At 70.1% G+C, this 14,287-nt stretch carries 10 protein-coding genes; 5 read left to right on the plus strand and 5 right to left on the minus strand.

From position 1 onward, the window contains the following. Positions 1-46 precede the first annotated feature (46 nt). Positions 47-1,042 (plus strand): type I glyceraldehyde-3-phosphate dehydrogenase, encoded by a 996-nt coding sequence (gene gap, locus ACI2LY_RS00745; protein WP_404705183.1) that lies wholly within the window; start codon positions 47-49, stop codon positions 1,040-1,042. On the opposite strand, the gene ACI2LY_RS00750 is transcribed toward gap, so the two are convergent. After that, positions 1,028-2,446, minus strand: coding sequence for a phytoene desaturase family protein (locus ACI2LY_RS00750; RefSeq protein ID WP_404705184.1), 1,419 nt, complete (start codon positions 2,444-2,446; stop codon positions 1,028-1,030). The genes gap and ACI2LY_RS00750 overlap by 15 nt on opposite strands. Beyond that, positions 2,443-4,185 (minus strand): DUF3556 domain-containing protein, encoded by a 1,743-nt coding sequence (locus ACI2LY_RS00755; protein WP_404705185.1) that lies wholly within the window; start codon positions 4,183-4,185, stop codon positions 2,443-2,445. The genes ACI2LY_RS00750 and ACI2LY_RS00755 overlap by 4 nt, the downstream gene beginning before the upstream one ends. Positions 4,186-4,338: 153 nt before the next feature. On the opposite strand from ACI2LY_RS00755, the gene ACI2LY_RS00760 reads away from it, so the two are divergent. From ACI2LY_RS00760 to cydB, 3 genes are all read left to right on the plus strand, one after another. Continuing rightward, positions 4,339-5,568, plus strand: coding sequence for a PucR family transcriptional regulator (locus ACI2LY_RS00760; protein ID WP_404705186.1), 1,230 nt, complete (start codon positions 4,339-4,341; stop codon positions 5,566-5,568). Positions 5,569-5,841: 273 nt separating this feature from the next. After that, a complete protein-coding gene (locus ACI2LY_RS00765; RefSeq protein WP_404705187.1) occupies positions 5,842-7,377 on the plus strand; it encodes a cytochrome ubiquinol oxidase subunit I in 1,536 nt (511 codons plus the stop codon). 12 nt (positions 7,378-7,389) lie between these two features. Beyond that, positions 7,390-8,391, plus strand: a complete 1,002-nt coding sequence (cydB, locus tag ACI2LY_RS00770; protein WP_393914404.1) for a cytochrome d ubiquinol oxidase subunit II — start codon at positions 7,390-7,392, stop codon at positions 8,389-8,391. Positions 8,392-8,467: 76 nt separating this feature from the next. Here the strand turns inward: cydB and ACI2LY_RS00775 are convergent, their stop codons facing one another. Continuing rightward, positions 8,468-10,771, minus strand: a complete 2,304-nt coding sequence (locus tag ACI2LY_RS00775; protein WP_404706447.1) for an FdhF/YdeP family oxidoreductase — start codon at positions 10,769-10,771, stop codon at positions 8,468-8,470. A gap of 305 nt (positions 10,772-11,076) precedes the next feature. Then, a complete protein-coding gene (locus ACI2LY_RS00780) occupies positions 11,077-11,619 on the minus strand; it encodes a DoxX family protein (protein WP_404705188.1) in 543 nt (180 codons plus the stop codon). Between the two features lie 273 nt (positions 11,620-11,892). On the opposite strand from ACI2LY_RS00780, the gene ACI2LY_RS00785 reads away from it, so the two are divergent. Then, positions 11,893-13,182, plus strand: coding sequence for a YhgE/Pip domain-containing protein (locus ACI2LY_RS00785; protein WP_404705189.1), 1,290 nt, complete (start codon positions 11,893-11,895; stop codon positions 13,180-13,182). Between the two features lie 7 nt (positions 13,183-13,189). Here the strand turns inward: ACI2LY_RS00785 and ACI2LY_RS00790 are convergent, their stop codons facing one another. Beyond that, positions 13,190-14,203 carry a cation diffusion facilitator family transporter gene (locus ACI2LY_RS00790; protein ID WP_404705190.1) on the minus strand — a complete coding sequence of 338 codons (1,014 nt, stop codon included), beginning with the start codon at positions 14,201-14,203 and terminating at the stop codon, positions 13,190-13,192. Positions 14,204-14,287 lie beyond the last annotated feature (84 nt).

Genomic DNA, 14,287 nt, shown 5'->3' on the forward strand with positions numbered 1-14,287 from the left:
CGGCTCCCGCCCGCGAACCTGGTGGCGAACGGAAGGGACACCATTCATGACGCGCATCGCCATCAACGGATTCGGCCGCATCGGACGCAACGTGCTGCGGGCCCTGCTCGAACGCGACAGTGACCTCGAGGTCGTCGCGGTGAACGACCTCACCGAACCCGCGGGCCTGGCCCGGCTGCTGGCCTTCGACTCGACGGCCGGACGGCTCGGGCGCCCGGTGGAGGTGGACGGCGACACCCTCGTGGTCGACGGCCGCCGTATCAAGGTCCTCGCCGAGCGCGAGCCCGCCCAGCTGCCGTGGGCCGAGCTGGACGTCGACATCGTGCTGGAGGCGACCGGCCGGTTCACCTCGGCGAAGGCCGCCCGCGCCCATCTCGACGCGGGCGCGAAGCGGGTGCTGGTGAGCGCCCCCTCGGACGGCGCCGATGTGACGCTGGCGTACGGGGTGAACAGCGACACCTACGACCCGGCGCTGCACACCATCGTGTCGAACGCCTCCTGCACGACCAACGCGCTGGCCCCGCTGGCCGCCGTGCTGGACGAACTCGCGGGCATCGAGCACGGGTTCATGACGACCGTGCACGCCTACACCCAGGAGCAGAACCTCCAGGACGGCCCGCACCGCGACCCCCGCCGGGCCCGCGCGGCCGGTGTGAACATCGTGCCGACGACCACGGGCGCGGCCAAGGCGATCGGCCATGTGCTGCCGAACCTCGACGGCAAGCTGTCGGGCGACTCGATCCGGGTGCCGGTGCCGGTCGGCTCGATCGTCGAGCTGAACACCACGGTCGCCCGCGACGTCACCCGCGAGGAGGTGCTCGCCGCCTACCGCACGGCCGCCGAGGGCCCGCTCGCCGGTGTCCTGGAGTACTCCGAGGACCCCCTGGTCTCCTCCGATATCGTCGGCAACCCCGCCTCCTCGATCTTCGACTCCGCCCTCACCCGCGTCGACGGCCGCCACATCAAGGTGGTCGCCTGGTACGACAACGAGTGGGGCTTCTCGAACCGGGTGATCGACACGCTGGAGCTACTGGCGCGCTAGGTACCGCAGCGCCGAAGCGGCCGCCCCCGCCCCGCACATGCCGTGGGCGCCCGGGCCCGGTGGGGTGGCCGCCGAGCAGAGGAAGACGCCCGGCAGGCCGGTGGTGTACGGGTCGAGGGTGGGGCGGGGGCCCAGGATGAGCTGGGGGACGGTCTTGGCGCCGGTGAGGATGTCGCCGCCCGCGAAGTTGGCGTTGGCGGCGGCGAAACCGGCCGGGGTGGTGGCCTGCACGCCCACGATCCGGTCGCGGGCGCCGGGGGCGAACCGTTCGATCTGCCGCAGGATCGCCTCCGTGGCGTCCCCGGTGTAGCCGTTCGGGACGTGGGCGTAGGCCCAGACGGGGTGCACCTCGCCCACCGAGCGGCCAGGATCGGCCAGGTACTGCTGGCCGACCAGGACGAACGGCCGCTCGGGCATGCGTCCGGCCGTCACGTCCCGCTCGGCCCGCGCGATCTCCTCGATCGTGCCGCCGAGGTGCACGGTCCCGGCGCGCCGGGCCTTCTCCTGGGTCCAGGGAATCCCGCCCTCGACCGCAAGGTCGATCTTGAAGGCGCCGGGGCCCCGGCGGAACCGCCGGTAGGCGGACCGGGTCCGGGCGGGCAGCCGGTCCCCGTAGATGGTCGCGGCCTGGCCGGGGTCGAGGTCGAGCAGGGTGACGTCGGCGGCCGGGATCTGGCGGTGGTCGGTGATCCGGATGCCCGTCTCCACAGTGCCCCCGTACTCGCGCAGCGCCTTCTCCAGCGCGCGGGCGATGGACTGGGAGCCGCCCTCGGCCACCGCCCATCCGGCGGCGTGCCCGGAGACCAGGATGCCGAGGCCGATGGCCGAGGTGAGCGGGCGGGTCAGCGGGCGGAAGGCGTGGGCGGCGATCCCGGCCCACAGGCCGCGCGTCCGCGGATCGCGGAAGATCCGGGCGAGGGCGGTGGCGGGCAGGGTGGTCGGCAGGCCGAACCGGGCGAGCAGCAGCGGGTGCGAGGGAACGCGCAGCAGCGGGCCCATCACCTCCCCGGCGAGCGCCTCCCAGTGCCGTACGGAGGGTTCGATCAGCGCCCGGTAGCGGTCGCCGTCGGCGCCGAGGAGACGGGCGGTGTCCGCGACGGAGCGCATCAGGACGCCCGCGGTGCCGTCGTCGAGGGGGTGGACGCAGTCGATGTCGGCCAGGAGCCAGCGCAGACCGTGCCGGGCCAGGTCCAGTTCGCGCAGGGCCGGTGAGGTGACGGCCATGGGGTGGATGGCGGAGCAGTGGTCGTGCAAAAGACCGGGCAGCAGGGCCTCGTAGCTGCGGGTGCCGCCGCCGACCTCGTCGGCGGCCTCCAGGAGGGTGACGTCCAGGCCCGCCTTGGCCAGGAGGGCGGCGGCGGCGAGCCCGTTGGGTCCGCCGCCGACCACCACGGCCGAGGTCATGAGGTGCTGTCCAGGGGGCGCGGCTCGGCCGACGGGCGCGTCGACCGTACGCCGTACACCGGGTAGCCGGGGCCGTCGGTGGGCCAGGGCTGACGGGTCACCATGTCGCGCACCGCGACGTGGCCGCTCTCCAGCAGGCCCAGGGCCGCGTCGTGGATCTCATAGGACTGAGTCTGCCGGTGCAGGGGCTGACCCTCCAAACAGATCACCCGGATCTCGCCGGGTGCGAAGGCGCAGCGGGCCTGTACGGCGCGCAGCAGTTGGTCGTCGTGGAGGTGGCCCTCGCCGAAGTTCCAGCCGAGGGCGAACCCCGCGATCAGCTCGCCCTCCAGCACGGTGACCCCGTCCTGGCCGTCGGTGATCCGTTCCACCAGGCCGTTGAGGGCGCGCCCGTGGGAGTGCATGGCGCGCCAGCCCTCCGCCTTGGCGGCGAGCAGCAGGGCGGTGTCGGCGTCGTAGAGGGTGGCCATCTGGTGCGGGGCGAGCCGGGCGCTCGTGGTCAGGCCCGCTTCCAGCCGGTCGAGCGCGTCTCCGGTGAACAGCCAGGCGCTGGTGGCCCAGTTGCCCGCGTAGTAGCGCATCGCGGGGAGGAAGGAGACGAGGTCGGGGCGGAGGTTGCCGAGCAGCGGGAGCAGCACGAGGCTCGGCAGGATCACCGCGAGCAGCCAGGGCGAGTGGAGGTCCCAGACGGTGAGGTCGCCGTGGGCGCCGAAGAGGAGGAAGAGCGAGAAGACGAAGAACAGGTTCCACTCCAGCGGCACCCCCATGGGCAGGGTCGACAGGATGTGCAGGTGGAAGACGACCATGTAGAGCAGGGCCGCCCAGGTCCACGGGCCGCCGTCGCCGAGGAAGACCAGGTACAGCGGGACGAGGTACTCGGTGGCGGTGCCGACGTGCGCGAGCAGGAACGAGAGGCGGGAGGGGCGCAGGTCGCGCGGGTGGTCGCGGTAGAAGAGGGTCTTGAGCCGGTTCGGGACCAGGGGCGCGTTGCTCATCATGGTGGCGACCACGAACGGGAAGTGGTGGTTGAGCTTGGAGGTGGCCGCTCCCCACCAGATGGCCAGCATGATCAGCTTGAAGCCGATGAACATGTCCCCGTAGGGGAAGAAGAACACCAGCAGCGACAGCCCGTACTGCTCCCCGCGCGCGGCGAGGAAGACGGTCTTGTCGCGCAGCCCCAGCACCGCCAGGGTCACGATCAGCGGTACGGCGGTGGCCGGGTCGAGCAGCCCCGCGTCATCGGGGCGGCCTAGCAGCAGCCGGACGCCGGAGGCGAGTACGGCCGCGTAGAGCAGTACGTCCACCAGTCCGCGCCGGTCGCCCCGGGTGAACGGCACCTTGCCGGGCCACGGTGGCAGCCGGACGGTGCCGGGGCGCAGCCAGTACAGGGCGGAGCCGATCGGCGGGAGGAAGCGGGAGGACAGCGGGCCGGAGCCGCAGCCGAGCCCGATGATCTCCCACAGCAGGGTGAAGACGATCAGCTTCTGGTAGACGACCGGTTCGGACCACCAGGACGCCACCTCGGTGACCGGTCCGAGGCCCGGCGTCAGCGAGATCACCAGCGCCGCTCCGCCGAGGTAGAGCGCGCATTTGACGACGTAGAAGAGGTACACCGACGAGGGGCTGCCGAAGCCGTGTTCGACCCAGTGCCGGGTCAGGGCCTCCAGGCGGTCGCGGCGGGGCAGGGTGCGGTAGGTGCCGGGGTCGACGGGGAGCAGCCGGGGTGTCATGAAGCCCATGGGGATCACGCCTTCGCTGGGCGGGCCGTACGGATGCAGCGAAGGTAGGGGCGCCCGGAGCACGCTGACGACGGCCGCGCGTCACAACATCGGCGGGCGTCTTTGTGCGCCGAGCACACTGGCGCGGCCGCCGGGCGGCTCTACAGTGCGGTCATGGCGATGGAACAGGCCCTGGTCGGCCAGTTGGTGGACCGGCTGCGCGGGACGCGGGAGGCCATGATCGCGGATCTGGTCCGGCTGACCCTCGTGCAGATCGACGCCCTCGACCACGACGCCGCGACCCGCTCCCTGCTGGAGGCGAGCCTGAGCGAGAACGTGGTGGCCGGGCTGAACTTCCTCCAGCAGGACTTCGCCCCGGAGCTGCTGGAGGCCCCGTCCTCGGCCCTGGCGTACGCGCGGGTGCTGGCCCAGCGCGATGTACCGCTCTCCGCGCTGGTCCGCGCCTATCGCATCGGCCACTCCCGGGTGCTGGACCACGCGTTCGCGCACCTCGACGACCTGCCCGCCGAGCAGCGGGTGTCGCTCGTCCTCGACGTGGTGCGCCGCTCGGCGCTGTTCATCGACCAGATCTGCGAGCAGGTCGGACGCGCCTACGAGCGGGAGCGGGAGCGTTGGGTGGCGAGCCAGGGCGGGGTGCGCCAGCAGTGGGTGGGCGCGCTGCTCGGCGGGGGTCCGGTGGACCGTGCGGCCGCCGAGCGGGCGCTGCGCTATCCGCTGGACGCGGTGCATGTCGCCTGCACCCTGTGGCCGGTGGCCGCGATGACCTCGTTCGACCTGGTCACCGCCGTGGACGAGGTGCGGGCGCACGCGGTGGCGGTGCTGCGGGCCCGTGCCGCGCTGGTGGTGCCGACCGACGAGCGCGAGGCCCGGCTGTGGCTGGCGCTGCCCGCCGGGGGCGAACGGCGGTGGGGAGACGGCCTGGCGGCGCCCGAGGGCACCGTCCTGCATGCCGCGGTGGGGCGGCCGGGCGCCGGGCTGGACGGCTTCCGCACCTCGGCACGCCAGTCCGCCCAGGTCCGGGAGATCCTGGCCAGGAAGCCCGCCGGGGCGGGCGCCCCGCACTGGGTGCACTACGCGGAGGTCGCGCCGGTCGCGCTGATGGCCGGTGACCTCCCGGCGGTACGGGACTTCGTGACGGCGACGCTCGGCGACCTGGCCCGGCGCGACGCGCGAGGTGCCGTCCTGCGGGAGACACTGCGGGTCTTCCTCACCCACCGCCGCGGTCACGCGGCCGCCGCCGAGGCGTTGAACCTGCACCGCAACTCGGTCCAGTACCGGGTGCGCCAGGCGTGCGCGCTGCTGCCCGACGACCCTGCGGACGACTTCAATGTCCGGGCGGCGCTGCTCGCCGCGCACTGGCTCGGGGACGCCGTTCTCGGTTGATTACCGACGCGTATCCGATAACCGCTCCGGCTATCCGCCGCGGAAACCACCCTTGAGGCAATAAAGAAACGCGCATCTATTCACGGCCTTCCGGCGATGCTGGCATTTGCGTGCCGAGCAGGGCTTCTGGGTTCGCATATGCGCGGCCGTATCACCACTTCCGGGAAACGGCACCGGATGGATGCGCGAACGCCTTTCCCCGAGTCGACGCGACTATGCCCTGGAGATACCTTTTATCCAGATTGCGGCCGGATCGAGCGAGAGAAGGACGTAGTGGAACTAGCAATCGCTCAGGAGACCATTGCCCGATGGCAGTTCGGTGTCACGACCGTCTACCACTTCCTCTTCGTCCCGCTCAGCATCGGCCTCGGAGGCATCGTCGCCGGACTGGAGACGGCCTGGGTGCGGACAGGGAAGGAGAAGTACTTCCACGCCACCAAGTTCTGGGGAAAGCTCCTGCTGATCAACCTCGCGCTGGGTGTGGTCACGGGCATCTTCCAGGAGTTCCAGTTCGGCATGAACTGGTCGAGCTACTCCCGCTTCGTCGGTGATGTCTTCGGTGCTCCGCTGGCGATGGAGGCGCTGATCGCGTTCTTCTTCGAGTCCGTGTTCATCGGGCTGTGGATCTTCGGCTGGAACCGGCTCCCGAAGAAGATCCACCTGGCGACGATCTGGGTCGTGACCATCGGCAGTCTTCTCTCCGCGTACTTCATCCTGGCCGCGAACTCCTTCATGCAGCACCCCGTCGGCTACCGGATCGACCCCGCGAACGGCAAGGCGCGGCTGACCAACATCTGGCGGGTCCTGTTCCAGGACACCACCCTGGTGCAGGTCTTCCACACCTTGACGGCGGCGTTCATCACGGGCGCCGCCTTCGTCATGGGCATCTCCGCCTACCACCTGTGGCGGGCCAAGCGCGGCAAGGACACCAACCGCAAGCGGATCGCCGCCATGCGCAGCTCGCTCAAGCTGGCCCTGGTCGTCTGCGCCATCGCGGGCATCCTCACCGCGCTGAGCGGCGACCGGCTGGCCAAGGTCATGTTCGAACAGCAGCCGATGAAGATGGCGGCGGCGGAGGCCCTGTGGGACACGGAAGGACCGGCCCCCTTCTCGATCTTCTCGGTCGGCAATGTCGGTGCGGGGCGCAACGACGTGGCGCTGGAGGTCCCCGGCGCGCTGTCCTTCCTCGCCAAGAGCAACTTCCACTCCCCCGTGCCCGGCATCAACGACCGCGCCGACGAGCAGGTGAAGCAGTTCGGCGGCAGCCGCGAGGACTACATCCCCAACATCTTCATGACGTACTGGGGCTTCCGCCTCATGATCTTCTTCGGCATGACCAGCTTCACCCTCGGGGTGATCGGCCTCTGGCTCACCCGGAACAAGTTCTGGCTGAAGTCCAGGTTCCGCACGGGCGAGGACGAGCCGCCGAACCTGATGATCACCGACAAGATCCGGATGAACGACTTCTTCACCAAGTGGAGCTGGCGCGTCGTCGCGCTGACTTTCGGCTTCCCGCTGCTCGCCAACAGTTTCGGCTGGATCTTCACCGAGATGGGCCGTCAGCCGTGGGTGGTGTTCCACCTGATGAAGACCGCGAACGCCGTCTCACCGAACGTCAGCGTCGGCACCCAGGTCGGCTCCCTGGTCGCGCTCAGCGTCTGTTACGCGATCCTCGCGGTGGTCGAGGGCGGCCTGATGGTCAAGTACGCGAAACCGGGGCCCGACGTCGACGAACGGCCACCCACCAAGGACCCCAGCCTGCGCATGTCCCCGGACGACCAGGACAAGCCACTCTCGATCGCCTACTGAGGACGGACGGCCATGCATCTCTATGATCTCTGGTTCATCCTGATCGCCCTGCTGTGGGTCGGCTACTTCTTCCTCGAGGGGTTCGACTTCGGGGTCGGTGTCCTCACCCAGACGATGGCCCGCAACAGCACCGAGCGGCGCGTTCTCATCAACACGATCGCCCCCGTCTGGGACGGCAACGAGGTCTGGGTGATCGCGGCCGCGGGCGCGACCTTCGCCGCCTTCCCGGACTGGTACGCCACCCTGTTCAGCGGCTTCTACATCCCGCTGCTGATCATCGTGCTCTGTCTGATCGGCCGCGGGGTGTCCTTCGAGTACCGGGCCAAACGCGACAGCATGCGCTGGCAGCACAGCTGGGAGCAGGTCACCTTCTGGACCTCGGTGATCATCCCGTTCCTGTGGGGCGTGATCTTCGCCAACATGGTCCGGGGCGTCGCCATCAACCGCGAGAAGTCCTACGTGGGCACGCCGGGTGATCTGTTCAACGGGTACGCGATCCTGGGCGGCTTCGCCACGCTGGTGCTGTTCACCTGCCACGGCGCGATCTTCGCCGCGCTGAAGACCGACGGTGAGATCCGCGAGCGCGCCCGGAAGCTGGTGCCCGTGCTGGGCCTGGCCTCGCTCCTGCTGCTGCTCGCGTTCCTGCTGTGGACGCAGGCGAACTCGGGCAACGGCCAGAGCCTGGGCGTCATGATCGTGGCGTTCGCGGCGATCCTCGTGGCCCTGTTCTTCAACCAGCTGGGCCGGGAGGGCTGGGCGTTCGTCTTCTCCGCCCTGACGGTGGTCGCGTCGTTCGCCATGCTGTTCCTGACGCTGTTCCCCGAGGTCATGCCGTCCACGCTGAACCCGGCCTGGTCGCTGACGGTCGCCAACGCGTCGTCCGCCTCCTACACGCTGACGGTGATGACGATCGTCGCGGCGATCTTCGCCCCGCTGATCATCATCTACCAGAGCTGGACGTACTGGGTGTTCAGCAAGCGCATCGCCGTGCACCACATCCCGGCCGGCCACTGAGCACGGCGGCACACCGCACGGGCGGGCCCCCTCCGAATCGGAGGGGGCCCGCCCTTGTCCGCCGTGGCCTCGCCGGTCAGGTCGCCGCGGTGATGTGGACCTTGAGCTGCTTCATGAGCGGCTGGTCGCTCTGGGTGCTGTAGTCGCACAGCGCGATCAGCACGTTCATCTCCGGCATGTACCCCGCGGCGCAGCCGCGCGGCATGTCGTACGGGATGGCGAGGTAGCCGTCGAGGTAGCGGTGGCTGCCGTCCTTCGCCGTGGAGACGATGTTCACGGGGTCGAACTCCGAGAGCCCGCGCTCGCGCATGTCGTCCTCGTTCATGAAGACCAGCTCGCGCAGGTTCTTGATGCCCCGGTAGCGGTCGTTGTCCGAGTAGATCGTGGTGTTCCACTGGTCGTGCGAGCGCATGGTGCCGAGCGTCAGCATGCCCGGCGCGGGCACCACGTCCGGCAGCTTGGCGTGGGAGAACTCCGCCTTGCCGGACTCGGTGAGGAAGATCAGCTCACGGGCGGGCTGCTTGATGCGGAAGCCCAGCGGGAGCCGCACCCGGCGGTTGAAGTCCTCGAAGCCGTCCAGCACCTCGGACATCGTGTCGCGGATGCGGTCGTAGTCCTCGATGTACCACTCCCACGGCGTGGGGCTCGCGGGCAGGGCGGCGCGCGCCATGCCGGAGATGATGGCGGGCTCCGACAGCAGGTGCTTGGAGGCCGGGCGCTTCATGCCGACCGACAGGTGCACCATGGACATCGAGTCCTCGACCGACATGCTCTGCACGCCGGTGCGCTGGTGGTCCTTGTCCGTGCGGGCGAGGCAGGGCAGGATCAGCGCCTCCTTGCCGTGCACGACATGGCTGCGGTTCAGCTTGGTGCTCACCTGGACCGTGAGGTCGCAGTTGCGCAGCGCCTCGTAGCTGAACGGCGAGTCGGGCACCGCGAGGGCGAAGTTGCCGCCCATGCCGATGAACACCTTGACGTCGCCCCGGTTCATCGCCTGGAGCGTGCCGATGGTGTCGAGGCCGTGCTCGCGCGGCGGGTTGATCTTGCAGACCTCCGCCAGCCGGTCCAGGAACGCCGGCTCGGGGCGGTGGTCGATGCCGCAGGTGCGGTTGCCCTGCACATTGCTGTGCCCGCGCACCGGGGACGGACCGGCGCCCTCACGGCCCAGATTGCCGCGCAGCAGCAGCAGGTTGACGATCTCGCGGACGGTGTCCACGCCGTGCTCGTGCTGGGTGACGCCCAGGCACCAGCTGATGATGGAGCGGTCGGCGTCGCCGTAGATGCGCGCCGCCTTGAGGATGTCCGCGCGGCTGAGCCCGGACTGGCGCTCCAGCTCCTCCCAGGGGGTGGCCTCGCACAGCGCCCGGTACTCGTCGAAGCCGACGGTGTGCCGCTGGATGAACTGGGTGTCGATGGCCTTGGGGTCGGTCTTCGCCTGCTCCAGGACGGCCTTGGCCATGCCGCGCAGCAGCGCCATGTCGCCGCCGACCCGCACCTGGAGGTCCAGGGTGCTGGTCCGGGTGGCGTGGAAGGTGGCCATGTCCAGGAAGTCGTGCGGGATGATCGCCTTCGTGGCGCCCGCCTCGATGAACGGGTTGATGTGCACGACCTGCGCGCCGCGGTCGAACGCCTCGGTCAGCGAGGTGAGCATGCGGGGCGCGTTGGAGGCGACGTTGACGCCGATGATGAACAGGGCGTCCGTGGCCTCCCAGTCCTTCAGGTCGACCGTGCCCTTGCCGGTGCCGAGGGATGCCGTCAGGGCGCGTCCGCTGGCCTCGTGGCACATGTTGGAGCAGTCGGGCAGGTTGTTGGTGCCCAGCTCACGCGCCATCAGCTGGTACAGGAAGGTGGCCTCGTTGCCGAGCCGCCCCGAGGTGTAGTACGACGCCTGGTTGGGGTTCTCCAGGTTGCGCAGGTGGCGTCCGACCAGTTCGAACGCGTCGTGCCAGGAGATCGGGACGTAGTGGTCGGTGGCCGCGTCGTAGACCATGGGCTCGGTGAGTCGGCCCTGGTCCTCCAGCTTGAAGTCGCTCCACTCGTGCATTTCGCTCACCGTGTGGCGGGCGAACATCTCACGGTCGGCCCTCTTGTGGGTCAGCTCCCACGTGACGTGCTTGATTCCGTTCTCACAGATGTCAAGCTTCAGGCCCTTGGTGTCATCCGGCCAGGCACATCCGGGACAGTCGAAACCACCGTTCTCGTGGTTCATCTTCATGATGGCCCGCGGGCCCTCGATCAGCGTTCCCTCGTCCAGCAGGAATTTGGTCACGCTCTTGGCGGCGCCCCATCCCGCGGCGGGGTGGTGGTAGGGGTGGAAGTACGGCTCCCCTTTGGGGATCGGGCCCACGCGGGGCTCGAGATCCGACTCCGCCTCCATCATCCGTGACTGTTCTTCGTCCAAGGTGCTCAAGGCTCTCACCCTTCCGCCGTCGCGGCGTGCGTCCATACCTATATATGGAGCTTTAGGCCAGACTATGTCGGGGTATCAGCACCCGCCACGCGGCGCGCAGCCCTTGAAAACAAAGGCCGAGCGGGGTTTTCATCCGGGCGCGGGAATCCTTTCACCAGGCTTCCGGAAAAGATTTCCCGATAACAATGAACGGCACGGAATCCGTTCTTGGTGACCGAGTTCCGTGCCGCATCGTCCAGGCGATAAAGAGGATTACGCTCGCATATGCGACCCCGTCACGGAGCCGGAGTGACCGGCGCGGTCTCCTCGCGCCGCTGGGCCGAGAGCACCTGCTCCCGCCGGGCGACGACGACCGCGGTACCGGCCGCGCTCAGCGCGAAGGAGAGCAGGACCAGCCGGGGCCGGTCGAGCCGGTAGCCGATGAGGCGGTCCAGGGAGTAACGGCCGGGTCCGGTCAGGCCGACGCAGGTGGCGATGTAGCCGAGGTAGGCCGGGTACTCGTAGCCGCCCGCGGTGGCGAAGAACCCGTTGGGGAGGTGCACGGAGACGGCGCCGCCCATGCCCCCGGCCACGGCGGCACCGGCGGCCGGGGTGGCGAGACCGAGCGCGAGCAGGAGCCCGCCGCCCAGCTCGGCCGAGCCGGAGGCGATGGCGCTCGCCTTGCCGGGCTTGAAGCCCATGGACTCCATGAACTTGCCCGTGCCGTCGATCCCTCCTCCCCCGAACCAGCCGAGCAGCTTCTGCGCGCCATGGGCGGCGAGCACGCCACCGGTGCCGAGGCGTACGGCGAGCAGTCCGAGATCCTTGCGTCGGCCCATGGGGAGGTCCTTCCGTCGGCGGAGCGGTCCCAACTGGGCAACACGCTAGCGACCGACGGGGCGGGACGCCCCTCGAAGGCCACAAGGGACGCGTGGGACACACGCCGGGTCGTCGGGAGCAGATGGCCGGTGTCGTGGCGGGACGTTCCGGTGTCCGCGATCTATCGTCGGCTTGCGTCCGCAGGCGGTGCGGTCCGGCGGCCGAACATACGGTACGGGCCCCTCGCCGCCGCCCGTTCGGCGGTTGCCGCCGACTGCACCTCTTGGAGTGGTATGGCTTCCGGGATGCCCCCGCACGCGTCCGGACCGAGGGTGAGCGCGTCGCGGTTGCTGGGGCGGTGGAAGCTGTGGCTGATGCCCGCCGTGCTCAGCTCGCTGGTCGCGCTGGTGCTGTCGCTGCTGTACATGGGCGGCATCCTCACCCCGGAGGGCAGCCTGCACCGGATGCCGGTGGCGCTGGTGAACCAGGACGAGGGCAAGCCGCTGCCGGGCCAGAAGGCCAACGTCGGCACGCAGGCCGCCCGTTCCATCCTCTCCTCCGGCACCTCCGACGGCCGGGTCCGCTGGCGCCCGATGTCACGGGCGAAGGCCCAGGACGAGCTGGCGTCCGGCAAGGTGTACGGCGCCCTGGTGATCCCGGCGGACTTCACGGCGACGGTCGGCGCGCTGGCCACCGCGGACGCCAGGTCCCGGCCGACGCTGACCGCGCTGACCAACCCGGGCGTGGGCAGCCTGGCCTCCTCGCTGGCGGGCCGGATCACGCAGACCGCGGCGCACCGGGTGTCGGTCTCGGTCGGCGAGCAGCTGTCGGCGTCCCCGCAGGTGAAGCAGGCCGACGCGACGACCCGGCTGCTGATCGCCGACCCGGTGGAGGTGCGCACCGAGGTGGGCCATCCCATCGGCGCGCACAGCGGGCTGGGGTTGAGCGCCTTCTACTACGCGCTGCTGCTGGTGCTGGCCGGCTTCATCGGCGGCAACATCATCCACAACGGCGTCGACAGCGGGCTCGGCTACGCGGACACCGAGATCGGCCCCTGGCACTCGCGCCGCCCCACGGTGGACATCAGCCGGACCCAGACCCTGGTGCTGAAGATGGTGATGACGGCGGGACTCGCGCTGCTCACCACCTCGCTGATCATGCTGGCGACGATCGTCCTGCTGGGCATGGACGCCCCGCACCCGGGGCTGCTGTGGGTGTTCTCGTACTGCGCGGTGCTGACGGTGGGGCTCGGGGTGCAGGCGATCAACGCGGCCTTCGGCAGCCTGGGGCAGCTCGTGTCGATGTTCGTCTTCATCGCGTTCGCGCTGCCGTCCTCGGGCGCCACGGTGCCGCTGGAGGCGGTGCCGGGCTTCTACCGGTTCCTCGGCGCCTTCGAGCCCATGCGTCAACTGGCGGCCGGGGTGCGGGCGATCCTCTACTTCGACGCCCGCGCCGACGCCGGGCTGCAGCGCGGCTGGGTGATGATCGCGATCGGCTTCGTGGTGGCCCTGGCGTTCGGCTTCGCGGCGACCCGCTACTACGACCGCCGGGGCCTGCACCGGATGGTGCCCCAACCGGCCTGACGGCCCGCTACTCCGGCAGACGCGGCGGGGTCGGGTCCAGGTACACCCGCTTGACCGCCGGGATGAGGGTGCGCAGCCGGGTCTCCGCCTCCTCGCAGGCCCATTCGATCTGGGCGGAGGTGGAGACGTCGCGGAAATCGACCTTGGCGGCGATCAGGATCTCCCCCGGCCCCTGCACCAGTGTGGTCAGCTCCATCACGTCCTGGACGGCGTCCACGGAGCGCAGTTCGCGCAGTACGGCTTCCCGCATGGGCTTGGGCAGGGCGCGGCCGACGAGGAGTTCGGTGTTGGCGCGGCCGAGGATGTAGGCCACGACGACCAGCAGCACACCGATGAGGATGGAGGCGATGCCGTCCCACACGCCGGAGCCGGTGAGCTGTCCGCCGAGCAGGCCGAGGGCGGCGAGCACCAGGCCGACGAGCGCGGCGGAGTCCTCCATGACGACGGCCTTCACGGCGGTGTCGGGGGTGTGCTGGAGGTAGCGCAGGATCGGCACCCGGAAGTGCTCGGCCCGTCCGGTGGCCTGCCGCCAGCCGGTGCGCAGCGACAGCCCCTCCAGGACGAAGGCGACGGCGAGCACGATGTAGGAGATCAGCGGGTCGCCGGGCTTCTCGTCGTGGGTGAGGGCGTGGATGCCGTCGTACACGGCGAAGACGCCACCGCCGACGAAGGTGGCGACGGAGGCGAGCAGCGCCCAGATGTACCGCTCGGGGCCGTAGCCGAGGGGGTGGTCGTCGTCGGCGGGTTTCTTGCTGCGCTTGAGGGCGACGAAGAGCAGGGCCTCGGTCATGGTGTCGGCGACGGAGTGCCCGGCCTCGGCGAGCATGGCGCTGGAGCCGCTGAGGACACCGGCGACGGCCTTGGCGAGGGCGACGCCGAAGTTGGCGGCGGCCGCCACGAGCACGGTGAAGGTCGATCCGCCCGCGCCGGGCCCGCCCGCCGAGCCCACCCGGGCGTCCAGGTAGGGGCCCTTGCCCGCGTTCGTCCCTCGTTCCATTCCGGGTTCACCCTGTTCGCTCATGGCCGGACAGTAACCCTCTTCCGTGGCGGAGATCGCGGGGTGCCGCGCTCCCAGCCTCGGCGCTGCACCGCACGGCGGCCAGCG

This window comes from Streptomyces sp. NPDC002176, assembly GCF_044903645.1.
Taxonomy (GTDB): Bacteria; Actinomycetota; Actinomycetes; order Streptomycetales; family Streptomycetaceae; genus Streptomyces.